The organism is Pseudomonas sp. LB1P83 (assembly GCF_054897885.1).
This window is the reverse complement of the sequence record NZ_CM142709.1, coordinates 5,336,542-5,361,671: the sequence shown is the minus strand read 5'-3', so window position 1 is coordinate 5,361,671 and position 25,130 is coordinate 5,336,542. Positions and strand designations below refer to the sequence as shown.

Annotated in this window: 26 protein-coding genes; 15 read left to right on the top strand and 11 right to left on the bottom strand. The window is 60.1% G+C overall.

Annotated features, from left to right (window positions below; translation table 11 throughout):
* Positions 1-7: 7 nt before the first annotated feature.
* Positions 8-811 (top strand): ABC transporter permease, encoded by an 804-nt coding sequence (locus ACYZTY_RS24555; RefSeq protein ID WP_461955834.1) that lies wholly within the window; start codon positions 8-10, stop codon positions 809-811.
* Entirely contained in the window at positions 799-1,635 is an 837-nt protein-coding gene (locus ACYZTY_RS24550; protein WP_461955833.1) for an ABC transporter ATP-binding protein, read from the top strand. The genes ACYZTY_RS24555 and ACYZTY_RS24550 overlap by 13 nt, the downstream gene beginning before the upstream one ends.
* Before the next feature lie 123 nt (positions 1,636-1,758).
* Here ACYZTY_RS24550 and ACYZTY_RS24545 read toward each other — a convergent pair whose 3' ends face one another.
* Positions 1,759-2,838 (bottom strand): endonuclease/exonuclease/phosphatase family protein, encoded by a 1,080-nt coding sequence (locus ACYZTY_RS24545; RefSeq protein WP_461955832.1) that lies wholly within the window; start codon positions 2,836-2,838, stop codon positions 1,759-1,761.
* A gap of 226 nt (positions 2,839-3,064) precedes the next feature.
* On the bottom strand, positions 3,065-3,739 hold the full coding sequence (locus ACYZTY_RS24540) for a YciC family protein (protein WP_461955831.1): 675 nt from the start codon (positions 3,737-3,739) through the stop codon (positions 3,065-3,067).
* A gap of 178 nt (positions 3,740-3,917) precedes the next feature.
* Here ACYZTY_RS24540 and ACYZTY_RS24535 point away from each other — a divergent pair, with 178 nt between their 5' ends.
* The 3 genes from ACYZTY_RS24535 to ACYZTY_RS24525 all read left to right on the top strand — a co-directional run bounded on the left by ACYZTY_RS24535 (position 3,918) and on the right by ACYZTY_RS24525 (position 5,928).
* Complete coding sequence (locus ACYZTY_RS24535; RefSeq protein WP_461955830.1) at positions 3,918-4,673, top strand: DUF2076 domain-containing protein; 756 nt, start codon at positions 3,918-3,920, stop codon at positions 4,671-4,673.
* A 141-nt stretch (positions 4,674-4,814) separates the two neighbouring features.
* Entirely contained in the window at positions 4,815-5,294 is a 480-nt protein-coding gene (locus tag ACYZTY_RS24530) for a LabA-like NYN domain-containing protein (protein ID WP_010467410.1), read from the top strand.
* A gap of 22 nt (positions 5,295-5,316) precedes the next feature.
* The gene (locus ACYZTY_RS24525) at positions 5,317-5,928 is read left to right on the top strand and encodes a 3'-5' exonuclease (RefSeq protein WP_017340916.1); all 612 of its coding nucleotides are present in this window, start codon (positions 5,317-5,319) and stop codon (positions 5,926-5,928) included.
* 125 nt (positions 5,929-6,053) lie between these two features.
* Here ACYZTY_RS24525 and ACYZTY_RS24520 read toward each other — a convergent pair whose 3' ends face one another.
* Positions 6,054-6,506, bottom strand: a complete 453-nt coding sequence (locus ACYZTY_RS24520) for an Lrp/AsnC family transcriptional regulator (protein ID WP_008149219.1) — start codon at positions 6,504-6,506, stop codon at positions 6,054-6,056.
* Between the two features lie 163 nt (positions 6,507-6,669).
* On the opposite strand from ACYZTY_RS24520, the gene yedA reads away from it, so the two are divergent.
* Both yedA and ACYZTY_RS24510 read left to right on the top strand, forming a co-directional pair.
* On the top strand, positions 6,670-7,596 hold the full coding sequence (gene yedA / locus ACYZTY_RS24515) for a drug/metabolite exporter YedA (RefSeq protein WP_461955829.1): 927 nt from the start codon (positions 6,670-6,672) through the stop codon (positions 7,594-7,596).
* A gap of 65 nt (positions 7,597-7,661) precedes the next feature.
* Complete coding sequence (locus ACYZTY_RS24510; protein ID WP_461955828.1) at positions 7,662-8,996, top strand: DEAD/DEAH box helicase; 1,335 nt, start codon at positions 7,662-7,664, stop codon at positions 8,994-8,996.
* A gap of 107 nt (positions 8,997-9,103) precedes the next feature.
* Here the strand turns inward: ACYZTY_RS24510 and ACYZTY_RS24505 are convergent, their stop codons facing one another.
* The gene (locus ACYZTY_RS24505; protein ID WP_461959395.1) at positions 9,104-10,345 is read right to left on the bottom strand and encodes a TIGR03862 family flavoprotein; all 1,242 of its coding nucleotides are present in this window, start codon (positions 10,343-10,345) and stop codon (positions 9,104-9,106) included.
* Between the two features lie 282 nt (positions 10,346-10,627).
* Positions 10,628-11,548 (bottom strand): histone deacetylase family protein, encoded by a 921-nt coding sequence (locus ACYZTY_RS24500; RefSeq protein ID WP_461955827.1) that lies wholly within the window; start codon positions 11,546-11,548, stop codon positions 10,628-10,630.
* 74 nt (positions 11,549-11,622) lie between these two features.
* Here ACYZTY_RS24500 and ACYZTY_RS24495 point away from each other — a divergent pair, with 74 nt between their 5' ends.
* The 3 genes from ACYZTY_RS24495 to ACYZTY_RS24485 all read left to right on the top strand — a co-directional run bounded on the left by ACYZTY_RS24495 (position 11,623) and on the right by ACYZTY_RS24485 (position 13,755).
* Positions 11,623-12,192 (top strand): GNAT family N-acetyltransferase, encoded by a 570-nt coding sequence (locus tag ACYZTY_RS24495; protein ID WP_461955826.1) that lies wholly within the window; start codon positions 11,623-11,625, stop codon positions 12,190-12,192.
* A 103-nt stretch (positions 12,193-12,295) separates the two neighbouring features.
* Positions 12,296-13,165 carry an acyl-CoA thioesterase II gene (gene tesB / locus ACYZTY_RS24490; protein ID WP_461955825.1) on the top strand — a complete coding sequence of 290 codons (870 nt, stop codon included), beginning with the start codon at positions 12,296-12,298 and terminating at the stop codon, positions 13,163-13,165.
* Entirely contained in the window at positions 13,162-13,755 is a 594-nt protein-coding gene (locus tag ACYZTY_RS24485) for an HAD family hydrolase (RefSeq protein WP_461955824.1), read from the top strand. The genes tesB and ACYZTY_RS24485 overlap by 4 nt, the downstream gene beginning before the upstream one ends.
* Positions 13,756-13,868: 113 nt before the next feature.
* On the opposite strand, the gene ACYZTY_RS24480 is transcribed toward ACYZTY_RS24485, so the two are convergent.
* Both ACYZTY_RS24480 and ypfJ read right to left on the bottom strand, forming a co-directional pair.
* Positions 13,869-14,828, bottom strand: a complete 960-nt coding sequence (locus tag ACYZTY_RS24480) for an alpha/beta fold hydrolase (RefSeq protein WP_461955823.1) — start codon at positions 14,826-14,828, stop codon at positions 13,869-13,871.
* Positions 14,829-15,716 (bottom strand): KPN_02809 family neutral zinc metallopeptidase, encoded by an 888-nt coding sequence (gene ypfJ, locus ACYZTY_RS24475; protein ID WP_461955822.1) that lies wholly within the window; start codon positions 15,714-15,716, stop codon positions 14,829-14,831.
* A 253-nt stretch (positions 15,717-15,969) separates the two neighbouring features.
* On the opposite strand from ypfJ, the gene ACYZTY_RS24470 reads away from it, so the two are divergent.
* Together ACYZTY_RS24470 and ACYZTY_RS24465 are read left to right on the top strand one after the other, a co-directional pair.
* A complete protein-coding gene (locus ACYZTY_RS24470; protein WP_461955821.1) occupies positions 15,970-16,746 on the top strand; it encodes an IclR family transcriptional regulator in 777 nt (258 codons plus the stop codon).
* A 314-nt stretch (positions 16,747-17,060) separates the two neighbouring features.
* Positions 17,061-17,939 (top strand): DMT family transporter, encoded by an 879-nt coding sequence (locus ACYZTY_RS24465; protein ID WP_461955820.1) that lies wholly within the window; start codon positions 17,061-17,063, stop codon positions 17,937-17,939.
* A gap of 49 nt (positions 17,940-17,988) precedes the next feature.
* Here ACYZTY_RS24465 and ACYZTY_RS24460 read toward each other — a convergent pair whose 3' ends face one another.
* On the bottom strand, positions 17,989-19,290 hold the full coding sequence (locus ACYZTY_RS24460; RefSeq protein ID WP_461955819.1) for an MFS transporter: 1,302 nt from the start codon (positions 19,288-19,290) through the stop codon (positions 17,989-17,991).
* Positions 19,291-19,677: 387 nt separating this feature from the next.
* Here ACYZTY_RS24460 and quiC point away from each other — a divergent pair, with 387 nt between their 5' ends.
* Together quiC and ACYZTY_RS24450 are read left to right on the top strand one after the other, a co-directional pair.
* Positions 19,678-21,579, top strand: a complete 1,902-nt coding sequence (gene quiC / locus ACYZTY_RS24455; protein WP_461955818.1) for a 3-dehydroshikimate dehydratase QuiC — start codon at positions 19,678-19,680, stop codon at positions 21,577-21,579.
* 102 nt (positions 21,580-21,681) lie between these two features.
* On the top strand, positions 21,682-22,359 hold the full coding sequence (locus tag ACYZTY_RS24450; RefSeq protein WP_461955817.1) for a TetR/AcrR family transcriptional regulator: 678 nt from the start codon (positions 21,682-21,684) through the stop codon (positions 22,357-22,359).
* A gap of 87 nt (positions 22,360-22,446) precedes the next feature.
* On the opposite strand, the gene ACYZTY_RS24445 is transcribed toward ACYZTY_RS24450, so the two are convergent.
* The 3 genes from ACYZTY_RS24445 to ACYZTY_RS24435 all read right to left on the bottom strand — a co-directional run bounded on the left by ACYZTY_RS24445 (position 22,447) and on the right by ACYZTY_RS24435 (position 24,799).
* A complete protein-coding gene (locus ACYZTY_RS24445) occupies positions 22,447-23,301 on the bottom strand; it encodes a shikimate dehydrogenase (RefSeq protein WP_461955816.1) in 855 nt (284 codons plus the stop codon).
* A gap of 5 nt (positions 23,302-23,306) precedes the next feature.
* Complete coding sequence (gene aroQ, locus ACYZTY_RS24440) at positions 23,307-23,747, bottom strand: type II 3-dehydroquinate dehydratase (RefSeq protein ID WP_461955815.1); 441 nt, start codon at positions 23,745-23,747, stop codon at positions 23,307-23,309.
* Positions 23,748-23,887: 140 nt separating this feature from the next.
* Positions 23,888-24,799, bottom strand: coding sequence for a LysR family transcriptional regulator (locus ACYZTY_RS24435; RefSeq protein ID WP_461955814.1), 912 nt, complete (start codon positions 24,797-24,799; stop codon positions 23,888-23,890).
* A 111-nt stretch (positions 24,800-24,910) separates the two neighbouring features.
* Between ACYZTY_RS24435 and ACYZTY_RS24430 the strand changes: the two genes are divergently transcribed.
* Positions 24,911-25,114 (top strand): tautomerase family protein, encoded by a 204-nt coding sequence (locus tag ACYZTY_RS24430; RefSeq protein ID WP_438658142.1) that lies wholly within the window; start codon positions 24,911-24,913, stop codon positions 25,112-25,114.
* Positions 25,115-25,130: the final 16 nt, after the last annotated feature.

The following is a 25,130-nucleotide window of genomic DNA, read 5'->3' as shown; positions in this document are numbered from 1 at the left end:
GGTCCGCATGTTCAAGCGCAATTCATGGCTGAGCCGCTGCATCACGCCCAAGACCGGCCTGCCGGTGCAGGTGATCTGGAGCGCGAGCGGTCTGGCCTGGGTGTTGTTGATCGGCCTGTGGGCCGGGTTGTCTTACGGTGGCGTGGTGCCGGGCATGTTCCTGCCGACACCGGGCGCGGTGGTTGAAGCCGCCGTGCGCCTGAGCCGCGACGGCACCCTCGGTTTGCACGTGTGGGCCAGTCTCGAAGTGGTGATGGTCGGTTTCATCATCTCGTCGCTGGTGGCGGTGCCGCTGGGGCTGCTGATGGGCAGCTTTCGCATCGTCCAGGCGTTCCTTGAGCCGATGGTCAATTTCATCCGCTACCTGCCGGTCACCTCGTTCGTGCCGCTGTTCATTCTGTGGATCGGCATCGGTCTGGAGCAGCGGGTCTCGGTGATCATCTTCGGTGTGTTTTTCCAGCAACTGGTGATGATCGCGGACGTCTCCAAAGGCATCTCCAAGGACCTGATCAACGCGTCCTACACCTTGGGTTCGACTCGCCGCGATGCGGTGCTGCATGTCATCGCTCCGGCGTCGTTGCCGGGTGTGCTCGACACACTGCGCGTGACCATGGGCTGGGCCTGGACCTATCTGGTGGTCGCCGAGTTGGTCGCCGCTTCCAGTGGCCTGGGTTACTTGAGCCTTAAAGCTATGCGCGGCTTTCAAGTGGATGTGATTTTCCTGGCAATCGCGATCATCGGCCTGCTGGGCCTGGTCACCGATCAACTGTTCCGTTTTCTACGTCTGAGGATCGCCGCATGGGCTCAGTAAGCGCCGTCAACCCGCGTTTCGTCACACCCACGGCCGCCCCGGTGCAGGCCGCGCCACGGCTGCAAGTGGACAAGGTCAGCCTGCGCTATCAGAAACCTGACGGCGGCATGTTCACAGCGCTCGAGCAGGTGTCGTTCGAAGTGCCGGATCAACAATTCGCCGTGCTGGTCGGGCCGTCGGGCTGCGGCAAGTCGAGTCTGCTGTACCTCACCGCCGGCCTGAATGAGCCCACGGAAGGCGAGATCTACGTCGGCGGCCAGCAAGTGCAAGGGCCGGGTGCGGATCGCGGCATGGTGTTCCAGAGCTACACATTGTTCCCGTGGCTGACCGTGCGGCAGAACGTCGAATTCGGCCTCAAGCGGCGCGGCATGGCGGCCGCTCAGCGCAAGGAAATCGTCGACTATTACGTCGATGAAGTGGGCCTCACCGGCTTCGCCGACAACTACGCCAGGCAGCTGTCCGGCGGCATGATGCAGCGTGTGGCGATTGCCCGGGCGCTGGCCAATGACCCGCAAATCCTGCTGATGGACGAACCCTTCGGCGCGCTCGACAGCCAGACGCGCCTGCAAATGCAGCAGCTGTTGTTGCGGGTCTGGGGCAACAGCAAGAAGACCGTGCTGTTCGTGACCCACGATATCGACGAGGCGATTCTGTTGGGTGATCGGGTTTACGTGATGGGCGCCAGGCCGGGTCGGATCAAGCAGATTCTGGACGTGCCGATCGAACGCCCACGGACCCTGGACATGGTCATGGAGCGCTCGTTCATCGACATGAAGCGCAGGATCTTCGGGCTATTGCATGATGAGCTGGAGGAAGAACATTGATGCCAGCCATGCACAATCCCTGTGGGAGTGAGCCTGCTCGCGATTGCAGTGTGTCAGGCAATGGTGATGTCGTCTGACCCGCCGCTATCGCGAGCAGGCTCGCTCCCACAGGTTTTGCGTCATCTAAGGGATTGCCGGCAGGAGAAACCGCGCAATCACCGGCAAATGATCGGAGATGCGCAAGGTGTCGTCCTGCCTCACCATGGCCTCGACCCGTTTGATCCGCGGGCTGTAGAAGAGGTAGTCAACCGTCCGGTCCGGGCCGTTCAAGCCTGGATCATTCGGGTAGTGGGTCAGCCACCGTGCCCGATCGACCCCGCTGGCTTCGTTGTTGGTCGGGATCATCGGGTATTTGTCCCACAGCACATGCAGTGCGCTGTCGACGGAGTAGGGCGTGCGTTGTTCGTCGGGCAGGCGTCGATACTGGCCCAGCGGCAACAGGTTGAAGTCGCCACCGATCAACCACGGGGTGCCACGGCTTTCAAGCTTGTCGAGCACCTTGGCCACTGCGGTCACTTGGGCTTGCAGGGTCTCGTCGGGCTGGATGGCTCGGTCCAGATGGGTATTGAGCACGGCGATCTGCCCACCGTCACTCAACGGCAGGTATGTCACCAGCAAAGCGTTTTTCGGTTTGAATTGACGGCTGATGAGGTTAGCCGACGCGACCGGCAATTGCAGGCGTTCGGCGTGTTCGATCTGGAAACGGCTGAGGGTGGCCAGTTGCCGGCCGACGCTGCCGAGGATGTGCGGCAGCGGCACGAAATCGGCTTTCCAGTCGAAGGCGTGAGCGCTGCACGGATAAAGGTCGGCGACCCGTTCCTGAAGCAACTTGAACTGGTTCTGGTAATCGCTGGCCTTGGCGCCGTCATCCAGTTCCTGCAACAGCACAACGTCCGGTTGCTCGTCGCGAATCACCCGCGCCACCTCATCGAGGCTGAAGGCCATGTCTTCGGGGGTGGGGCTTTCGTCATCGCCTTCGGCCTGATCATTCCAGAACACGTAGCGTTTACCCGCCAGGTACTGGACGTTCCAGGTCATCACTTTCAGCGCCTGGCCGGGTACCAGCGTGGGCGCCTGAGTGCTGCAGCCGACCGGCAATGCTTCCTTGGATTCGGGACGCCAGGTCAGGTTGTAGACCAGCAAGGCAATCAGGCTTGCCGCGATCAGCAGGCCCAGCAGGGTGTAGCGCAGTAGACGGGTCATGGCTCGGCTTATAGCGTTACAAAAGATGAGCCCGAGCATAAACGGCATGCCCATCAATAAGCCATACCACATGACCCTGTAGCTGGCGAAGCCTGCGTTCGGCTGCGCAGCAGTCGCAAAACCGGCACCCGCGGTTTGCCTGATGCACCGTGATGACTGATTTTACGACTGCTTCGCAGCCGGACGCAGGCTTCGCCAGCTGCTACAAAGGGATCGTGTTGTTCTTTTAAAGAGGTCGATCAATCTTTTCCGGCGCATCGGCGATCAGCATGAACAACCGAAACAACACCACGCTGGTGAACAGTTGCAAAAAGCTGTGCGCGCTGTCGATCAGCAGGGAAATCACCGGGTTCTGCGGCTCGGGGTAAATCGCCAGGGTCGCGCCTTTGAGCACCCACAACGGGCCCATCACACACAGGATGCACACCAGGATGCGCAGGAAATGGCCGCGGGTCAGGCGCAGGCTTTCCTTCATCGCCGCCAATGGGGCCAGGCCGCGCAGCACCAGCAGGTACTCGCCAAACGCCAGGGTCACCATCAGCCAGATGCCTGGCAGGAAGTACAGCGACAACCCGATCAGGATCAGCAAGGTGTTGAGGGCTGTGAGCAGGGCGAAGCGCGGCCACAGGTAGGCCGACCTCGACAGGAGCTCGCGGTTGCTCGGCGATTCGCCACGGCTGCGGGCATCGAGAAACAGGATCAGCCCGGCGGTGTACAGCGGATACACCAGCAAGCCGACCATCACGCTGATACCGGGAAAGCTGTCCGGCTCGGTGGACTGGTCGACGACTTGTTGCAGCAGCGCTTCGAAGATCACCAGCGGCAGGCACAGCCGCACAATCTGGCCCAGATTGCGTTTGAAGAAATACAGAGAGTCACGCAGCACATCTAACGAATTCATCAGTCGGTATCGCAGGTTGAAAGCAGTGGCCCACTTTAACCGATGAAGCCCTTTGGGGCGCAAACGTAAACGTTCGGTAAAGACCATTGAAACATCCTGCATCAACCTCCATTAGGGTTGTGTACCTCATCCACAGTGGAGGAGGACGACGATATTCCCGGCAATCTACGAGGTCGCCATGAACAGCGAAGAACAAACCCTGATCGATGGACTGTTTTCCCGGCTGCAACAGGCCGAAACGGATTCAGCCCCACGCGACGCCCAGGCTGAGGCGCGGATCAAGGAACACCTGACTCGCCAACCTGCGGCAGGCTATTTCATGACCCAGGCGATTCTGGTGCAAGAAGCCGCCATCAAAAGCCTCGACGAACAGAACAAGCAACTCGCTCAGCAAGTGCAGCAATTGCAGGCCGAACTGCAATCGGCCAAGACTCAGGCGCCGGCACCCGCCCCCGCCAGCGGTGGTTTCCTGTCGAGCATCTTCGGTGGCGGTTCCCGCGATCCGCAACCGGCACCGACGCAGAGCGCGCCGCCCTCCAATGGTGGATGGCGTGAGCCGGGGCGGCCGTCGGTCAACTCGCAGCCGCCACAGCAAAACTTTGGTGCAGCGCCACCTCAGCAGAATTACGCGCCGCAACAACAACCTGTTGGCAACGGCTTCCTCGGCGGTGCGCTGAAAACCGCGGCTGGCGTGGCCGGTGGCGTGATGCTGGCGCAAGGCATCAGCAGCCTGTTCCAGCACAATCAGCAACCGGAAGTGGCGGAAGTCATCAAGGAAGAGCCGGCTCAGGTCAACGATCAGAGCGGTGATAAAGGCTGGGGCGATGAGCAGCGTGTAGCTGACAACTCCAGTGATCAGGGCGGCTTTACCGACGCCGACTATAGCGATGACAGTTCATCGTTCTTTGGTGGCGACGACGACTCCTTCGTCTGATTCATCTGTGGCGAGGGATCAAGCTCCCTCGCCACATGGCCGATTATTCGCGGAACAATCCTTCAGGCTGGCATACTGGGCCACTTTTCGGGCCTGGTGCCTGACCCAGCCTGCGCGCAACTGCGCCAAAGAGGATGCACGGTGAAAAAAATCGCAGTGTTCGCCGATGTCCAGAACCTCTATTACACCGTGCGTCAGGCCTATGGTTGCCACTTCAACTATGCCGCGCTGTGGGCTGACATCAGCAAACAGGGCGAGATCGTCGAGGCCTATGCCTACGCGATCGATCGCGGCGACAGCAAGCAGCAGCAATTCCAGCAGATCCTGCGCAACCTCGGCTTCATCGTGAAGCTCAAACCCTACATCCAGCGCAGCGACGGCTCGGCCAAAGGCGACTGGGACGTGGGCATCACCCTCGACATCATGGACGCCGCCGATCATGTCGACGAAGTGGTGCTGGCTTCCGGTGACGGTGATTTCGACATGCTGCTGGAACGCATCATCACCAAGCACGGCGTGCAAGCCGTGGCCTACGGCGTGCCGGGCCTGACCGCCAACTCGCTGATCCGCGCCGCCAGCCGCTACGTGCCGATCGAAGGCGCGTTGCTGCTCAAGAATTGATTTTTACGGAGTTGAAACAGGTTTGGAACGCATAGCAGTCATCGACTTTGAAACCACCGGGATCTCCCCGAGCAGCAGCTGCCGGGCCACGGAAATTGCCGTGGTGATCCTTGAACAGGGGCGCATCGTCGAGCGTTACCAGAGCTTGATGAACGCCGGCGTGCGCGTCCCGGCCTTCATCGAACAACTCACCGGCATCAGCAATGCCATGCTGCGCACCGCGCCATCGGCCGAGCAGGTGATGAACGAGGTCAACGAATTCGTCGGCATCACGCCGCTGCTGGCGCACAACGCCGCGTTCGACCAGAAGTTCTGGGACTTCGAACTGGGCCGCATCAAACGCACCCGCTTGCAGAACTTCGCCTGCTCGCTGCTACTCGCCCGCCGCCTGATGCCCGCCGCACCGAACCACAAACTCGGCACCCTCACCACTTTCGCCAGCCTGCCCAATACCGGCAAGGCTCACCGCGCCATGGCCGATGCCGAGATGGCGGCCAACCTGACGGCGCATCTCGCGCAGGAGTTGCGGCAGAAGCATGGGTTGCGCGAGTTGTCCCATGATCTGCTGGTCAGCTTGCAGAAAGTGCCGGCGGCGAAGATCAATGAGCATCTCAAGCGGCATCGCGGGTTTTAGGATTTGTGGTGTTCTGGCGGGCCTCTTCGCGGGCAAGCCTCGCTCCTACAGGTTTTGCGGTGTTCATTCGGCCCGCGTAAATCCTGTAGGAGCGAGGCTTGCCCGCGAAGGCGTCATCCGCATCGCTACTTACCATTGCCTTCCAACTGCCCCAACGGCACGCGCTTTTCGATGGCGCTCGACAGCACGATCGAGGTCTTGCTGAACCCGAACTTGGCAATCCGATTGATCAACTCTTCCAACTCCGGCATCGACCCGACCGCCGCTTGCATGATCACGCACGGATCCCCCGTCACCCTGTGGCATTCCGTTAGCTGTGGGATTTTGATCAGGTCGTCGTAGGCCTTCTGGTTGCCGTGCTGGTTCAGGCGCAGTTCGATCACGCACTGGATCGGTAGCCCCAACTTGGCCATGTCGACTTTCGCCTGGTAACCGGTAATCACCCCGCAGGCTTCGAGTTTGGCCACGCGCTCGGCCACGGCCGGGGCGGACAGATTCACCTTGCGCGCCAGGTCGGCGTAGGACGCACGACCGTTTTCCAGCAGGGCGCTGAGGAGCATGCGGTCGTATTTATCCATGGTCGTATTCCTGAAAAATGACTGACTTACGAAAACACGGTTTATAACGCTGATCTCCGTGTTTTGAAAAGTGTACCGGCGCTATAAACAGGTTTTGTAACTTATTTTACGCCGCTGGCCTTTCTAGAATAGCTGTTCACATCGTCCTGTCATCGAGCTGCCCATGTCTGGCTTACGTCGTTTTCCCTTACCGTTGATCGCCGCCTTTTTCGCGTTGTACGTGATTTGGGGTTCGACCTACCTGGTGATTCGCATCGGCGTGGAGTACTGGCCGCCGTTGCTGCTCGCCGGTATCCGTTTCGTGATCGCCGGGACGTTGATGTACGCCTTCCTACGCTGGCGCGGAGCACCGGCACCGACCTGGGCGCAGTGGAAAGCCGCCGGGATCATCGGGATCTTGCTGCTGACGTGCGGTAACGGTGCGGTCAGCGTGGCTGAACACACGGGGGTCGCCTCCGGTGTTGCTGCGTTGGCGGTGGCGACGGTGCCGTTGTTTACCTTGCTGTGCGGCTATTTCTGGGGCGCGCGTAATACCCGTCTCGAATGGGCCGGGATTGTGCTCGGGCTGATCGGTATCGCCATGCTCAACCTCGGCTCCAACCTGCAATCGAGCCCGCTGGGCGCCGCATTGCTGATATTCGCGGCGGCTTCCTGGGCCTTCGGTTCAGTCTGGAGCAAACACTTGCCGCTGCCTCAGGGCGCGATGGCCAGTGCCGTGGAAATGCTGGTGGGCGGCGTGGTCCTGTTGATCGGCAGTGCACTGAGCGGTGAACATCTGGAGGCCATGCCGCCGATCGAAGGCTGGGCGGCCCTGGCCTACCTGACCTTCTTCGGCTCGATCATCGCTTTCAACGCTTATATGTATCTGTTGAAAAACGTGCGGCCGGCGGCGGCCACCAGTTATGCCTATGTCAACCCGGCGGTCGCAGTGTTGCTGGGGATCGTGTTTGTCGGCGAGACCATCGGGATCGAAGAAGCGCTGGCCATGTTGGTGATTATCAGCGCCGTGGTGTTGATCGGGTTGCCGCAGTGGCGCCGGGCTCCGGAACGACCTGCTGCCGTGGTGCAGACAGAATCGAGCGTGAATTAGGGTAAACTGCGCGCCATTGCACACTCGTTTTGCACAACCGCGCTGAATTTTCCTACGGTAATCCCATGACTTTCGCCACCCTTGGCCTGATCGAACCCTTGCTGCGCTCTCTCGAGACGCTCGGCTACCAGACCCCGACGCCGGTTCAGGCGCAAGCCATTCCGGCGGTGCTGGCCGGTCGCGACCTGATGGCCGCCGCCCAGACCGGCACCGGCAAGACCGCCGGTTTCGCGCTGCCGCTGCTGCAGTTGCTGGCCATGGAAGGGCCGAAAGTTGCCTCCAACTCGGTGCGCGCCCTGATCCTGGTGCCGACCCGCGAACTGGCCGAACAGGTTCACGAAGCCGTGCGTCAGTACGCCGAGAACCTGCCGCTGAGCACTTACGCGGTGTACGGCGGCGTCAGCATCAACCCGCAAATGATGAAGCTGCGCAAAGGTGTCGACGTGCTGGTGGCGACCCCGGGTCGTTTGCTCGACCTGTATCGCCAGAAGGCCCTCAAGTTCAATCAGCTGCAAACCCTGATCCTGGACGAAGCTGATCGCATGCTCGACCTCGGTTTTTCCGAGGAGCTGGGGAACATTTACCGCGTGCTGCCAAAGCAGCGTCAGACGCTGTTGTTCTCCGCGACCTTCTCCGACGCGATCCGTTTGCTGGCCGGGCAAATGCTTAACGATCCGTTGAGCATCGAAGTCAGCCCGCGCAACGTCGCCGCCAGCACCGTCAAACAATGGGTCGTGGTGGTGGACAAAAAGCGCAAGCCGGAGCTGTTCATTCACCTGCTGCGCAAGGGCAAGTGGAAGCAGGTGCTGGTGTTCGCCAAGACCCGCAATGGCGTGGACGCGCTGGTGGAAAAACTCCAGGGCCTGGGCGTCAACGCCGACGGCATCCACGGAGACAAACCACAGGCAACCCGCCAGCGTGCGCTGGACCGGTTCAAGGCCAGTGAAGTGCAGATTCTTGTCGCCACTGACGTGGCGGCCCGTGGTCTGGATATTGAAGACTTGCCGTTGGTGGTCAACTTTGACCTGCCGATCGTGGCAGAGGACTACATCCATCGGATCGGTCGTACCGGCCGTGCGGGTGCAACTGGGCAGGCCATTTCGCTGGTGTGCGCCGATGAAGTGAATCTGCTGTCGGCCATCGAGACGTTGACCCGTCAGACGTTGCCTCGGCAGATGGAACATGACTTCGAGCCAGAGCATCGGGTGCCGGATACCGATGCCAGCGGTCAGGTGGTGAAGAAGCCGAAAAAACCGAAGAAGCCGAAGACGTCCGGTGGCGGTAAACGCAACCTGGGCAAGTGGGTGGAGAGCGGGGATGCTTCGGCGCCTGAGCCTTCGATCAAGCCTGTGCGCAAAGTGCCTGTGTTCAATACCGGGCCCCGTAAGCGTAAGCCTTAAAAAGCTTCGGCGTCTGTCAGGACGCCTTCGCGGGCAAGCCTCGCTCCTACAAGAGCACCACCAATCCGTAGGAGCGAGGCTTGCCCGCGAAGGGTGCGCCTCGGTCTTCAGCCCTTGCGCTTCAACCACTCCACCATCCCCAACCCCGCCGCTCGCCCACTGGCGAAACACGCGGTCAGCAGATAGCCGCCCGTCGGCGCTTCCCAATCGAGCATTTCCCCCGCGCAAAATACGCCAGGCAATTGCTTGAGCATCAAACGTTCATCCATCGACTCAAACATCACGCCACCGGCGCTGCTGATGGCCTCGTCCAGCGGACGGGTTTTCACCAACGTCAGGGGCAACGCCTTGATCGCTTTGGCCAGCACCGCAGGATCAGCGAAGCGTTCGGCCGGCGTGAGTTCGCGCAGCAGCGCCGCTTTCACACCATCAATTCCAAGCTGGCTGTGCAGATGTTTGGACATGGAGCGCGAGCCACGCGGTTTGCTTAGCGCAGCCTGCACTTTATCCACAGGCCGACCCGGCAGCAGGTCGAGGTGAAGGGTCGCCGAGCCGTGCTGGTTGATGGCTTCGCGGATCGGCGCCGAAAGGGCGTAGATCAGACTGCCTTCAATCCCGGTCGCGGTGATCACACATTCGCCCAAGCGCGGCACGTCGTCATTGAGGCCGATGGCGATATTTTTCAGCGGCGCTCCGGCGAATTTGCTGACCATCAATTCGCTCCAGGCCTGCACCTCGAAGCCGCAATTACTCGGTTGCAGCGGCATCAATCCTACGCCGCGCTGTTCCAGTGGCAGCGTCCACGCGCCGTCTGATCCGAGGCGTGACCAGCTGCCGCCGCCTAGGGCCAACAAGGTGGCGTCAGGCTTGACGATTTTTTCGCCCTCGGGGCTGTTGATGCGCAATCCACCGTTGTCATCCCAGCCGAGCCAACGGTGGCGGGTGTGGATAACCACGCCGGCCTCTCGCAGGCGTTTAAGCCAGGCACGCAACAGGGGCGCAGCTTTCATGTCGGTCGGAAACACCCGGCCGGAACTGCCGACGAAGGTTTCGATGCCCAGGTCATGAATCCATTGGCACAAGGCATCAGCGCCGAATGAGCGAAGCAGCGGTGCAATCTGCGGCGCGCGTTCGGCGTAGCGTGAGAGAAACGCCGGGTAGGCTTCGGAATGGGTGATGTTCATGCCGCCGACACCGGCCAGCAGGAATTTTCGCCCCACTGATGGCATGCCGTCGTACAGGTCGACCTTGATCCCGGCCTGACTCAACACTTCGGCCGCCATCAGACCGGCGGGGCCGCCGCCGATGATGGCGACTTGAGGGGGGAGGGGAGTCGAGGGTTGAGTCATGGAATGCGCTGCGGTATGGCGGAATAAGCCGGGCATTCTATCAGCCCGGCCCCCTGTAGGAGCGAGCCTGCTCGCGAAAGCGGTGGGTCAATCGACATCGATGCTGGATGTGAAGGCCTCATCGCGAGCAGGCTCACTCCCACATTTGATTTTCGTGGTTTCAAAATAGGTGGTTAAAAAACAACCACCGAGTTGCAGGCTAAGTACGCCATGGTCTGCAGGACCTTTCACTCAGGTTATCCACAGGCAGTTCCACAGGCATTGTGGGTAAAGACTCACGTCTCAATGACAACCTGATGACTGCCAGACCCGTTGCGCGCTGTGATGCAGGATGCCGTGGCGGCGCGCCAAGGCCTTGCGGTCCTTGCTGTAGCCGCCGCCGATCACCCCGACCACCGGAATATCCCGCCCCAGGCAATGGCGCATCACGCTTTCATCCCGAGCGGCCACGCCTTCGTCGGTCAGCTTCAGGTAACCGAGTGCGTCATCCTTATGCACATCGACCCCGGCGTCATACAACACCAGATCCGGTTGGTAGAGCGGCAGCAAGTAATTCAGCGCATCGTCCACCACCTTCAAATAATCGGCATCGCCCATGCCTTTGGGCAGCGGAATGTCCCAGTCACTTTCAGCCTTGCGTGCAGGAAAATTCTTTTCGCAGTGCAGGGAAACGGTTATCGCGTCCGGGGTGTTGTGCAGAATCCGTGCAGTCCCGTCGCCCTGGTGCACGTCGCAATCGAAGATCAGCACCCGATTCACACGACCGCTTTCCAGCAGGAAATGGCTGATCACCGCCAGGTCATTGAAGATGCAGAACCCCGCCGGATAGTCGTAATGCGCGTGATGGGTGCCTCCGGCCAGATGACAGGCCAGCCCGTGTTCCAGCGCCTGTTCCGCCGCCAGCAACGAACCGCCGACCGCCCGTACTGTGCGCCGGGCCAGCGCTTCGCTCCACGGCAGGCCTAGGCGCCGCTGGTCTTCGCGGGACAACTCGCCACTCATGTAGCGTTCGATATAGGCAGCGTCATGCGCGAGGGCAAGAATCTCCGGGGGGCAGAGTTCCGGGCGCAGCAGGTCGGCGTCCCTGGTCAGGCCGCTGTCCACCAGGTGATCGCGCAGCAGGCGAAACTTGTCCATGGGGAAGCGGTGATCCGCCGGGAACTCGGGGCTGTAGTCTTCGTGGTAAATCAGCGGCAGCGGCATAACGAATTCAGGCAGGAATGAGTGAAGGATCCTACCAGCGTTGTAGACTTGCGGCATGGAAAGGGGAGGACACGATGGAGCCGATACTGGAACTCGAGAGCGCGCGACTGCTGTTGCGGCAGTGGCGCGATGAGGATTTGCCGGAGTTTGCGGCGATGTGTGCCGATCCACAGGTCATGCGCTATTTTCCGGCGTCTTTGAGTCGTCTCGAAAGTGCTTCGCTGATCGGACGGGTTCGCGGGCATTTTGCCGAGCATGGCTTCGGTCTCTGGGCGCTGGAGCGTAAAGACACCGGGGCATTCATCGGTTTTACCGGCCTCGGTGTGGTCGGTTTCGACGCCCCGTTTACCCCGGCCACAGAAATCGGCTGGCGCCTGGCGCGCGAGCATTGGGGCCTGGGTTATGCCAGTGAAGCGGCGTGGACCGCTCTGCGCTGCGGGTTTGACCGGATGCCGCTGAAAGAAGTCGTGTCGTTCACCACTGTAACCAACATGCCGTCGCAGAAAGTCATGCAGGCGATCGGCATGCACCATGATTCAGCCGATGATTTTGAACATCCCAAGCTCGCGGCCGATCATCCCCTGCGTCACCATGTGTTGTATCGCATCACCCGTGAACAATGGCTGCAAACCTTGCATGGATAAGCAGGCACGGACGTTTACAATGGCTGCCATGGGCCCTGGCCATAAACTGAATCGACCGTCGCAGCCAAGACTGCGCGGCATGCTTTGTGTGAGGAGAGTCTGAATGAGCCAAGTGTTGGATGATCTGGTCGACTTGCTGACCCTGGAACCGATCGAAGAAAACCTGTTCCGTGGCCGCAGTCAGGACCTGGGTTTTCGTCAGTTGTTCGGCGGTCAGGTGATCGGTCAATCCCTGTCGGCGGCCAGTCAGACAGTCGAAGAAGCGCGCCATGTGCATTCGATGCACGGCTATTTCCTGCGCCCGGGCGATTCTGCGTTGCCCGTGGTGTATCAGGTTGACCGGGTGCGTGATGGCGGCAGTTTCAGCACGCGTCGGGTGACGGCGATCCAGAAGGGCAACCCGATCTTCACTTGCAGCGCCTCGTTCCAGTACGACGAAAAAGGCTTCGAGCACCAGGCACAGATGCCGACCGTGGTCGGCCCGGAAAACCTGCCCTCGGAACTGGAGCTCACCCAACAGCGTGCGCACCTGATTCCCGAGCACATGCGCGAAAAGTTTCTGTGCCCCAAACCGATCGAATTCCGACCGATCACCGAGAAAGATCCCTACAACCCGCAACCGTCCGATCCGGTCAAGTACGTCTGGTTTCGCGCCGACGGTGCCTTGGCCGATTCGCCGGCGCTGCACAAATACCTGCTGGCCTACGCCTCGGACTTCGGTCTGCTGACCACCTCGATGCAGCCCCATGGCAAATCGGTCTGGCAGAAAGACATGCAGGTCGCCAGCCTCGATCACGCGCTGTGGTTTCATGCGGATCTTCGCGCCGATGACTGGTTGCTGTACGCGATGGACAGCCCGTGGGCCGGCAACTCTCGCGGGTTCACACGTGGCAGCGTGTTCAATCGTGCCGGGCAATTGGTGGCTTCGGTGACTCAGGAAGGCTTGATTCGCCACCGCAAGGATTGGGCATGAGCCTGGCCGAGGTGCGGCACTGGGTGTTCGACATGGACGGCACCCTGACGGTGGCCGTGCATGACTTCGCGGCGATTCGCGTGGCGTTGGCGATCCCGGCCGAAGACGACATCCTGACCCACCTCGCCGCGCTGCCGGCCGACGAAGCGGCCGCCAAACATGCGTGGCTGCTGGAGCACGAACGGGACCTGGCGCTGGGTTCGAAAGCGGCGCCGGGTGCAGTGGAGCTGGTGCGTGAGTTGGCCGGGCGCGGTTATCGCCTGGGCATTCTCACGCGCAATGCCCGGGAGTTGGCGCACGTGACACTGGAGGCAATCGGCCTGGCTGACTGCTTTGCCGTGGAGGATGTGCTGGGGCGTGATGAAGCACCGCCAAAACCGCATCCCGGTGGTTTGCTGAAGTTGGCCGAGTCCTGGAACGTGCGGGCGAGCGAGATGGTGATGGTCGGTGATTACCGCTTTGATCTGGATTGCGGTCGAGCGGCGGGGGCGCGGACGGTGTTGGTGAATTTGCCGGATAATCCGTGGCCTGAGCTGACGGATTGGCATGCGGCGGATTGTGGGGTGTTGCGGGAGATGCTCTCCGCTTGAGGGACCCTTCGCGGGCAAGCCTCGCTCCTACAGGGTTGCGCGCACCCTTGTAGGAGCGAGCGGTGCGGCGATCCGACTTGCCCGCGAAGGCGTCAGATCAGGCGATACAAAACTTACTGACCAAACAAAACTTTCTGCCCCTCCGGCGACGTCAACATCCCATCCCCGTTATGCCCAACCCCCGGCACTTCAACCAGCCGCTGATTGACCCCTTTCGGATTCCGACGCAGCAGGTAATTAAAAAAATTCTGCCCGCGAACCAGACGATAAGCACCCTGGGCTTTGGCCTCACAACCTTTGTCGAGCGCCGGATGCTGCGGATCGGTATCTTGCTGCCCGAGCAGATAAGTCACGTCCCGTTTGACGTAATTGCCTTCAATTTGCGGTGCCGTTTGCCCACTGGCATAAACGGGTAAATCCGTCAGCCCGTACTTCCAGCGATTGAAACCGGGACACGCCGCATGGTTGAACGCCACCGGCCGCTGCTCATTGAAGTACGCGTAGGACGAAGGGTTGGCGACGACGTAGCGAAGCTTCACGCCGGCGGCCGTCAGGGACGGTTGCTCACGCGCCAGCAGCGCATAGCGCTGAACCACCTGAGCGCCGCCGGAGTGCCCGGCGATAATGATTTGCTTCACATCCGGAAACTGCCGACGGTCGCTGATTCTCTCGATGATTTGATCGAGGGCCGCGTAGGAGCTCAGCGCAAATGGAGCGGTGGATAAACCTCCTGCCATCCAGTCATTGCCCTGCCAGCGCAACACCGTGTCCGCCACCGGATGAAGCGCGATGTCGGTTTCGTTGAGGAACTGCGGGGCGATCACCAGGGTGCTTGCACTTTGCCCGGCCAGTTCCGCCGCGCGCTCGGCGCTTTGGCGATAGGTTTCAGCGTTGCGTAGGCGACCATGGATGATGATCAGCACGCGTTCGATTTTCGCTGGCGCCGGGCCGAGGCTCACCGCCATCTCGCCTTCTTTCAACAACAATCGCCCGGGGCTGAGCTCCTTGACGCCATGCTCCGCGGCCTGGGTGCTTGCGCACGTGAACAACACAATCAACAGCCAATTTTTCATTTACAGAGTTTTCGCCGCAAAGGTATCGCACTGGCCCACCTGGCCTTGCGCAAATCCGGTTTTAAACCAGCGCACCCTTTGCGCCGATGTGCCATGGGTAAACGAGTCCGGTACCACGCGGCCCTGACCTTTTTGTTGCAAGCGGTCGTCGCCGATAGCGTTGGCCGCATTCAAGGCTTCTTCGATGTCACCCGGTTCCAGCCAGTTCAGCCGCTGCTGTGCATTGTTGGCCCAGACACCGGCCAGGCAATCGGCCTGCAACTCCTGACGCACCAACAGTCCGCCATCACCTTCCATCTGCCGGCCTTGCTGACGGGCTGCCTGAATTTTCGCGGAAACGCCGAGCAACGTCTGAACGTGGTGTCCGACTTCGTGAGCGATCACGTAGGCCTGAGCGAAGTCGCCTGCGGCGGAAAAGCGTTGCGACATTTCCTGGAAAAAAGCCGTGTCCAGGTAGACCTTCTGGTCGGCGGGGCAATAGAACGGCCCGGTCGCCGATGTCGCCAGGCCGCACGCCGAGTTCACCTGGTTGCTGAACAGCACCAGCGTCGGGTTCATATATTGTCGACCCGCCTGCTGGAAAATCTGGCCCCACGTGTCCTCGGTATCGCCGAGGATCGAGCGCACGAATTCGGCGCTTTCATCATTGGCCGGCGGGGCCTTGCTGCTCTGGTTGGTGGCCGGAGCCGATTGCTCGGTCATTTGCCCGGTCAGTTGTCCGAGGATTTGCATCGGGTCCTGGCCGGTGATCCAGCCGATCCCGACAATCAGGATGATCGCGGTCAGGCTCAGGCCTTTGCCGCCACCAAAGCGCATCCCCCCGCCACCGCCGCCATCACCACGGGCGTCGACCACGTTGTCGCTGCGTCGGCCTTTTTTCCATAGCATGTGGGAATCCTCTGATTGTCCGTGGTGATGAGTGTTGCTGGTGTGTGGGGGCGGCGCCAGTCCGGCTGTCCGGCTTCTCGCACTGGCCGGTAGGCTTTGCTGACTGTAGGAACATGGATAACCCGTCGAATTCCGTCAGGGGGTGGTTTTTTATCAAGTAAGCGAGTCGCTGAGTCTATCGAGCATCGGGTTCCAGATTTCGCATTACACGGTACATCTTCTAGAATCAGGCAAATTGTATGTGGAACCTCCCATGGCCGGCAGTCAGATCGAACGCGTCTTCAGCGTGCTGGAAAGCCTCACCAGTGACCCTCGTGGTCTGCCGATGCAGATGCTCGCGGAGCAACTGGACATCCCCAAAAGCGCAACCCACCGTTTGCTCGCGGAGCTGATCCGGTTGGGTTACGTGCGGCAGAACCCGGAGAACCTGCGGTATCACTTGTCCACCAAACTGGTGGCCATGGGTTTCCGTTACCTGTCGGGCAGCGGCGCCGATATCGTTCAGCCCGTGCTGGATCGCCTGGCCCAGGAAACCGGGGAACTGGTGCGTCTTGGGGTGATTGAAGGTGAGCGGCAGGTCTGGATCGCCAAGTCCCAGGGGGCTCGTTCCGGCCTGCGTTACGACCCGGAGATGGGCCGTGATGCGCCGTTGTTCTATACCGCGTCGGGCCATGCGTGGCTGGCGTGCATGAGTGATGCCGAGGCGTTGTCGCTGGTGGAGCGCCAGGGTGGCGAGCGGCCTGAAGACCTTGGGCCGAATGCACCGCGTTCGAACATCGAATTGCTGGAACGTCTGCGTCTGGCGCGGGAGCAGGGCTACGCCTGGGTAGAGGAAAGCTCGGCGGTGGGCACCTCGGCGATCGCGGCGGTGGTGCGGCATCCGAGCGAGGGGCGGGTGATCGGTGTGCTGAGCATCGCCGGGCCGAGTGCGCGGATGCCGGGGGCGCGGTTGCATGAGTTGGCGCCGCTATTGTCGAGGTATGCCGAGGAATTGTCGGCGGCGAGCCTGGCGTCGGAGTTGTTCAGTTAATTCATCCAGCACAACTCCATTGTGGGAGTGAGCCTGTGGTGAGGGGATTTATTCCCGTTGGGCTGCGAAGCGGCCCCAAAATCGCCAGTCATGTTGGATCAGGTCCACCGTAAGCAACGTTTTTACGACTACTGCGCAGCCGAACGGGAATAAATCCCCTCACCACAGGCTCACTCCTAGTTGATCGTTGGTCGTGTTGAAAACCGTGCGTTATTCGAACACTTTCGGCCTATGCTTGTGTTGGAATCTGGAACCAGGTTCTAAATTATTGGAATTCGCCGCCAGCGACACGTTTCACTTCGCAAGGGATACCCATGACAGCAAGCACTCCGCTCTCCGGCGTAAACCAACCCTTCAAAGGGATTTTGCTGATCGTCGTCGCTACCTTCCTGTTTTCCAGTCATGACGCCTTTTCGAAGTACCTCTCGGGGTTCTATCCGATCGTAATGGTGGTCTGGGCCCGCTATGTGGTTCACACCTTGTTGATGGCCGGGATTTTTCTGCCGCAATCCGGGCTGCGCGTCCTACGGACCAAACGGCCGATGCTGCAATTGGTGAGGGCGTTGTGCCTGTTGGGCACCAGTTTGTTTTTTACCACCGGCTTGCAGTACATCCCGTTGGCCGAGGCGACGGCGGTCAACTTTCTTGCACCGGTTTTGGTGACCGCGCTGTCGGTGCCGCTGCTGGGTGAGCGCGTGACGCGTGGTCAATGGATTGCAGTGATCTGCGGATTTGTCGGCGTGTTGATCATCGTCCATCCTGGTGGCGATCTGTTCACGCCAGCGGTGCTGCTGCCGCTCTGTTCGGCGCTGTTTTTCTGCTTCTATCAGTTACTCACTCGCAAGCTCAGCAACATCGACAGCCCGACCACCAGCAACTTCTTCGCTGGCCTGTGCAACACCTTGGTGATGAGCGCACTGGTGCCGTTCTTCTGGCAAATGCCGAGCGTTGGGCATGGCTTCATGATGGTGGCGCTGGGCGCGTGCGGAATGACGGCGCACTTGTTTCTGACCCAGGCATTCCGCTACGCCGCCCCTGCGCTGTTGGCGCCGTTTGGCTATTGCCAGATTGTCTTCGCCGGTTTGCTGGGCTGGCTGCTGTTTTCCCACACACCGACCTTGACCACGGTGATCGGGATCGCGGTGATTTGCTGCAGCGGATTGGCGGCGGCGTGGCAGCAGAGTCGTCGGTAGGAAAAACAAAAAGGCAGGCCTGGAATCAGGCCTGCCGAGGGAGGGGATTTTATTCGGTAACGGTAGGAATCTTGCGTGGCGCCATGAAGTACATCCAGGTCAGGGCAATGAAGTACATCGCCGGAATCATGGTGAAGAGCACGGTATAGTTGTTGTTGGTGATGGTCAGGATATGGCCGACCAATTGGGTCATGAACATCCCGCCGATGGCTGCGCACATGCCGCCGAAGCCGAACACCGTACTCATCATGTGCTTAGGCGTGTAGTCCATTACCAGGCTCCAGATGTTCGCAGTCCAGGCCTGGTGTGCACCGATGGCCAAGGAGATGGCGAATACCGCGACCCACAGGCTGCTGGAACCCGCCGCCATGACCACGCCGATGATGCAGCAGGCGAACAGGAACATGGACAACAGTCGCGCCTTGATCGGATTCATGCCGCGGCCGATCAGGAACGAAGAGAGGATTCCGCCGCCGACGCTGCCGAAGTCAGCAGTCAGGTAAATAATGATCAGCGGGATACCCATCTGGGTCACGTTAATCCCCAGGTTGTATTGCTGATTGAGGAACGGTGGCAGCCAGTACAGGTAGAACCAGAACACCGGCGCGGTCATGGAGTAGGCGAGGGCAAAGGCCCAGGTGCCACGCATGCGCAGGATTTTCGAGAACGGTACGCGGGTCTGTTCCGGTTCGACTTCCTTCTGGATGTAGTCCAATTCCGATTGTTTCACGCTCGGATGCTCTTCCGGGTTGTAGTACTTCAAACCCCAGAACAGCAACCAGATCCCGCCCAGTGACGCCATGCACAGGAACGCGGCCTGCCAGCCCCACACGTGAAGAATCAGCGGCAACAACATTGGAGTAAACATCGCGCCGACGTTGGTGCCGGCGTTGAAGATGCCGGTGGCCACGGCGCGTTCGCCGGCCGGGAACCACAACCGCGTGGTTTTCACGCAGGCCGGGTAGTTGGCGGCTTCGGTCAGACCGAGGATAAATCGGCAGACCATGAAGCCGACCGCCGAAGTGGCCAGGCCGTGGGCGCCGGTCGCCAGGCTCCAGAGCAACACCGCGCAGAAGAACACGCGCTTCACGCCGACCCGGTCGATCAGCCGGCCTTGCAGCACGAATCCGATGGCGTAGCCGACCTGGAACCAGAAGTTGATGTTGGCGTAGTCCATCGCCGTCCAGCTCATTTCCTTGGCGAGGATAGGCTGCATGACGCCCAGTGCGGCGCGGTCGATGTAGTTAAGCGTGGTGGCGAAAAACACCAGCGCCAGCATGCCCCAACGGGTTTTGCCGACCGCCATGGCGCCGCGGATCTTGTCGCCGATGCCGCCGGAGGCAGGAGTCATGGAGGAACGCTCCACGGGAGAGCTTTGAGAAGGAGTCATGTAGGCCACCGATTATTTTTATGTGGTGTTCTGGGTCTTTGGTCACCGAGACCGATGTGTGCGACCGGACTCAATGTGTCGTCGATGTTGGGCAGTGGACGAAAAATCGTCAATTCACCAATGGGCATTGTGTTCGATAATCGCACGCAAAACTAACCGGGTAGTACACTTTGAATTGCTGTGAGAGTTCGTCGGGCCAATAATTCCCCCCAAGATAAACGCGGTCCCTGTAGGAGCCAGGCTTGCCGGCGATGGCGTCCTCAAAATCGCCTTCGTGAGCAAGCTTCGCTCCTACAAAAAGGGGGCGATGCCTCTAACAAGATTGTCTCCACCACCGGGAGTCGAAACATGCAGCGTTCCATTGCCACCGTTTCCTTGAGCGGTACCCTGCCGGAAAAGCTCGAAGCCATTGCCGCCGCCGGTTTCGACGGGGTGGAGATTTTCGAGAACGACCTTCTCTACTACGACGGCAGCCCGCGGGAAATCAAACAGATGTGCGCCGATCTCGGGATCGCGATCACGCTGTTTCAACCGTTCCGCGACTTTGAAGGCTGCCGCCGCGACCGCCTGTCGCGCAATCTGGAACGGGCCGAGCGCAAGTTCGACCTGATGCAGGAACTGGGCACCGACCTGGTGCTGGTGTGCAGCAATGCCTCGGCCGACTCCATCGGTGATGAGCAGATTTTAGTCGATGACTTGCGCCTGCTGGCCGAACACGCGGGTGCGCGTGGCTTGCGCATCGGCTACGAAGCACTGGCCTGGGGCCGGCATGTGAACACTTGGCAACAGGTGTGGAACATCGTCCGTCAGGCCGATCATCCAAGCCTTGGCGTGTTGCTGGACAGCTTTCACACGCTGTCGCTCAAGGGTGATCCAAGCGCGATCGCCGAGATTCCCGGTGACAAGATCTTCTTCGTACAAATGGCCGACGCGCCGATTCTGGCCATGGACGTGTTGGAGTGGAGCCGACATTTTCGCTGCTTCCCGGGCCAGGGCGAATTCGATTTGCCGGGTTTCCTTGCACCGATCATCAAGAGCGGTTACACCGGGCCGCTGTCGCTGGAAATCTTCAACGACGGTTTCCGCGCCGCACCGCCTCGGGCCAACGCCGCCGATGGTTTGCGTTCGTTGCTGTACCTCGAGGAAAAAACCCGCCAGCGTCTGGCGCAGGAAGCGACACCGGCAGCCAGCCTCGACATTCTGTTCGAGACGCCCAAGGCCAGCGAATACAACGGCATCGAGTTTCTCGAGTTCGCAGTGGACGAGAGCCTTGGCGCCAAGCTCTCCCATTGGCTGGAGCGACTGGGTTTCGTCAAGGCCGGTCAACATCGCTCCAAGAGCGTCAGCCTGTTGCGTCAGGGCGATATCAACCTGATCCTCAATTCCGAGCCTTACTCGTTTGCCCACAGTTTTTTCGAAGCTCACGGTCCTTCGCTTTGCGCCACCGCCGTGCGGGTCAAGGACAGCCCCAGTGCGCTGGCGCGGGCTGTGGCCTATAAAGGTCAGCCGTATCGCGGGCTGGTTGGCCCCAACGAACTGGAACTCGCTGCAGTACGCGCGCCAGATGGCAGTCTGATCTATCTGGTGGATCAGGAAGCTGATGTCTACGGCACCGACTTCAATCTGCAACCGGCCGCCGCGGCCAGTGGTGGCCTCAAACGCATCGATCACATGGCAATGGCGTTGCCCGCCGACAGTCTCGACAGTTGGGTGCTGTTCTATAAGAGCTTGCTGGATTTTGAAGCCGACGACGAAGTGGTGTTGCCCGATCCGTATGGCCTGGTAAAGAGCCGTGCCTTACGCAGTCGTGACAGCTCGATTCGCTTGCCGCTGAACATTTCCGAGAACCGCAACACCGCAATCTCACACGCGCTGTCGAGTTATCGCGGCTCCGGCGTGCATCACATCGCGTTTGACTGCGATGACATCTTTGCCGAAGTCAGTCGTGCCAAGGAGGCGGGCGTGCCGCTGCTGGACATCCCGCTCAATTACTACGATGACCTCGCTGCCCGGTTCGACTTCGACGATGAATTTCTCAGTGAGTTGGCGTATTTCAACGTGCTTTATGACCGTGATGCCCAGGGTGGTGAGCTGTTCCATGTCTACACCGAGCCGTTCGAAGGGCGGTTCTTCTTTGAAATAATCCAGCGTAAAAATGGCTACGCCGGTTATGGCGCGGCCAACGTGGCGGTGCGACTGGCGGCCATGGCCAAATCCCGAAGCGGTGCCGTACGTCAGGCAAAGTTGTAGGAAAATCGTAAACACGGCGACAAACCGCTGCCGCGCGGCTTCCTTCACTGTGCAGCGCGGCCCATAATCGCCCACCTGTGCAGTGATGGCCGTGAGCCCGCAATGACGATAACTTCAGAACTCTCCGCAGCGCCCGCCGAACCCATTGCCGGGCCGCGCAAGAGTCGCAAGAACAACCCGGAAAAGACCCGCGAGAACATCCTTCAAGAGGCGATTGTCGAGTTCGTCCAGCAGGGGCTTTCCGGTGCTCGCGTCGATGCGATCGCCGAGCGCATCCACACCTCCAAGCGCATGATCTATTACTACTTCGGCAGTAAGGAACAGCTCTACGTCGAGGTGCTTGAGAAACTCTACGGTGACATCCGCAATACGGAAAACCATCTGCACCTGGCCGAACTGGCACCGGTGGAGGCGATTCGGCGGCTGGTGGAGTTCACCTTCGATCACCATGATCGTAACGTCGATTTCGTGCGCATCGTCAGCATCGAAAACATTCACAACGCTGAATACGTGAAGCGCTCCGATGCGATCAAGGCGATGAACAACACCATCCTCGATTCACTGGGCGTGATTTTGCGTCGCGGAGCCGAAGAGGGTGTGTTCCGAACAGGGCTTGAGCCGCTGGATGTGCATTTGCTGATCAGCTCGTTTTGCTTTTATCGGGTGTCGAACCGCCATACCTTCGGTGAGATCTTTCAGATCGACCTGCCGGACGAAAGCATCAAGCAGCGTCATCGGGAGATGATCTGCGAGTCGGTTTTGCGATACCTGCAGGCTTGACGCCTTCGCGGGCAAGCCTCGCTCCTACAGTTCAACACAATCCTGTAGGAGCGAGGCTTGGTCTGGGCGGCATTCCGACGAAGCTTTTCAGCCATTCATGCTCTGAAAATGTTCCAGCATCCGCTGCACATCCGGCACCACGCCGCTAAACAATTCAAACGCCTTCACCGCCTGAAACACCGCCATGTTGCCGCCATCCAGCGTCCGGCAACCCAGCGCGCGGGCGTTGCGTAGCAGTTCGGTTTCCAGCGGAAAATAAACAATCTCCGCCACCCACAACTCAGATCGAAGCAACTCCACCGGCACGGGCATTCCCGGAAGTTTCTTCATGCCCATGGGCGTGGTGTTCACCAACCCATCCGCTTGTCCCAACGTGCTCGGCAAATCATGCCCCGCGACGGCCCGGCCAGCGCCGAAATGTTGATTGAGATTGTCCGCCAGCGCCTGCGCGCGGCTGATCTCCACGTCGAAAATACTCAACTGCTGTACGCCTTCGCTCAACAGCGCGTGGGCCACTGCCGCACCCGCGCCGCCAGCGCCCATCTGGACCACACGCTCACGGCCAACGTCCTTCAATCCCCGACGAAAACCTTCGGCAAAACCCAGGCAGTCGGTGTTGTGGCCGATGCGCTTGCCGTCCTTCAGCACGACCGTGTTCACCGCCCCGATACCACGAGCTTCCGCCGACAATTCGTCGAGCAGCGGGATGATCGCCTGCTTGCACGGGAAGGTGATGTTCAACCCGGTGAAGTTCATGCGCTCGGCGGCCATCAGCAAGTCGGGCAGGGCGCTGCTGTCGAGTTTCAACTGATCGAGGTCGATCAAGCGATAGAGGTAGCGCAAACCCTGGGCATCACCTTCGTGCTCATGCAGCGCCGGGGTGCGGGAAGCCTGGATGCCGGCGCCGATCAGCCCGGCCAGTACCGCGTTGTTCTGAGTCACGGCGTTCACCCCTTCAAACGTTGGCTGAGATAATCCAGCGCCAGGCGATAACCATGGCTGCCGAAACCCGCCATCACAGCGGTGGCAATGGCTGAAACAAAGGAGTGATGCCGGAAGGGCTCGCGGGCGTGAACGTTGGACAGGTGAACTTCGATCACCGGCAATTCGCTGGCGATCAAGGCATCACGGATCGCGACTGAGGTGTGTGTCCAGGCCGCCGGGTTGATGACGATCCCGGCGCAACGGCCACGGGCCGCGTGAATCCAGTCGAGCAATTCGCCTTCGTGGTTGGTCTGGCGAAATTCCACCGCCAGGCCGAATTCTTCGGCGGCGCGTGCGCACAGCGCCGAGATGTCTGCCAGGGTCTCGTGACCGTAAGTCGTCGGTTCGCGAGTGCCAAGCAGGTTCAGATTCGGGCCGTTGAGCACCAGAACGATAGGGGACATCGAAGTCTCTCCACTTATTATTTTTGGAATGGGCTGGGGTGTTCAGCCTGTGGAGATAAATTGTACTAGCTGGTTAGTTCGGTCAATTGAAGAGCGCTTTCATTGAGGTTTTGTGTGCGGTGATCGGACAGTCGCGATGTTTATCGCGGCAGATGTTCAACCAGAAAATCGATAAATGCCCGCAGCCTCAACGGCATATGACGGCTCTGTGGATAGAGCAGGGTGAATGGCCGGGAGCGTCCACCGTAAGGCTTGAGTACTTCCACCAATGAGCCAGCGGCCAGTTCGTTTTCAACGATGAAACGGTAGGTTTGAAACAGTCCCGCCCCATGCTTGGCCAACGTTACGCCGCCGAGCACATCGTCAGAGCAACTGAAGCTGCCCTCGGCCAGAATCTCCCGCGGTACGCCGTTGTCGTTAAAAAGCCAGGCAATGCGCCGACCGCTGCTGGGCAGTTCGTACTGAATGCATTCGTGCTGCGCAAGGTCGTCGAGGTTTTGCGGGACACCCGCGCGCTTCAGGTAATCGGGACTGGCAATCATCACCAGCGCGGCGTCCTCAAGGTGACGGGCGATGAGCCCGGAATCCGGAATTGCTCGCACGCGGATCGCCATGTCATACCCTTCACCCACGAAATCGATGTTGCGATTGCTGATGTGCGACTCGACTTTCACGTCTGGGAAGCGCGCCCGAAACGCCGGCAGCAACGGCAAGATCCGGTGGTGCGCATACGTCGTGGGAATACTGATGCGCAGCGTGCCGGACGGTTGCTGTTGCTGGCCCATGACCTCGCGCTGAGCCTCGACCAGCTGCGCCAGTGCCTGACGACATTCCTCGTAATAACGGCGGCCACTGTCGGTCAATTTGACGCTGCGGGTGGTTCGCGCAAACAGCCGCACGCCCAAGCGTTCTTCCATGCGCGACACTGAACGACTCACGGCTGCCGGTGTTACGCCGGCCACCAATGCGGCAGCGGTAAAGCTGCCGGCCTCGGCCGCCAGGCAAAACAATTCGATGCTGCCCAACTGAAGATCGTCGAATACTCGCTGCATGATGGATGACACCAAGGATCAAATGAGGGACTGCGTCACTGTAGATGAAATCGTCGAAGCGGTGCTTTACTTGGCCGGCGTCTCATTTGATAACCGGACAGGAGCAGCATCATGCCTTTCGTCAGCGTACGAATCACCCGTGACGGTGTCACCCGGGAGCAGAAAGCCCAGGTCATCGCCGAAATCACCGACACCTTGAAACGCGTTCTCGGCAAGCCACCTGAGCTGACCCACATCGTGATCGAGGAAGTCGATACCGATAACTGGGGCTATGCGGGCATCACCACCACCGAGTATCGGAAGCAGCCGAAGTGAAATTTCGGAGCAACAA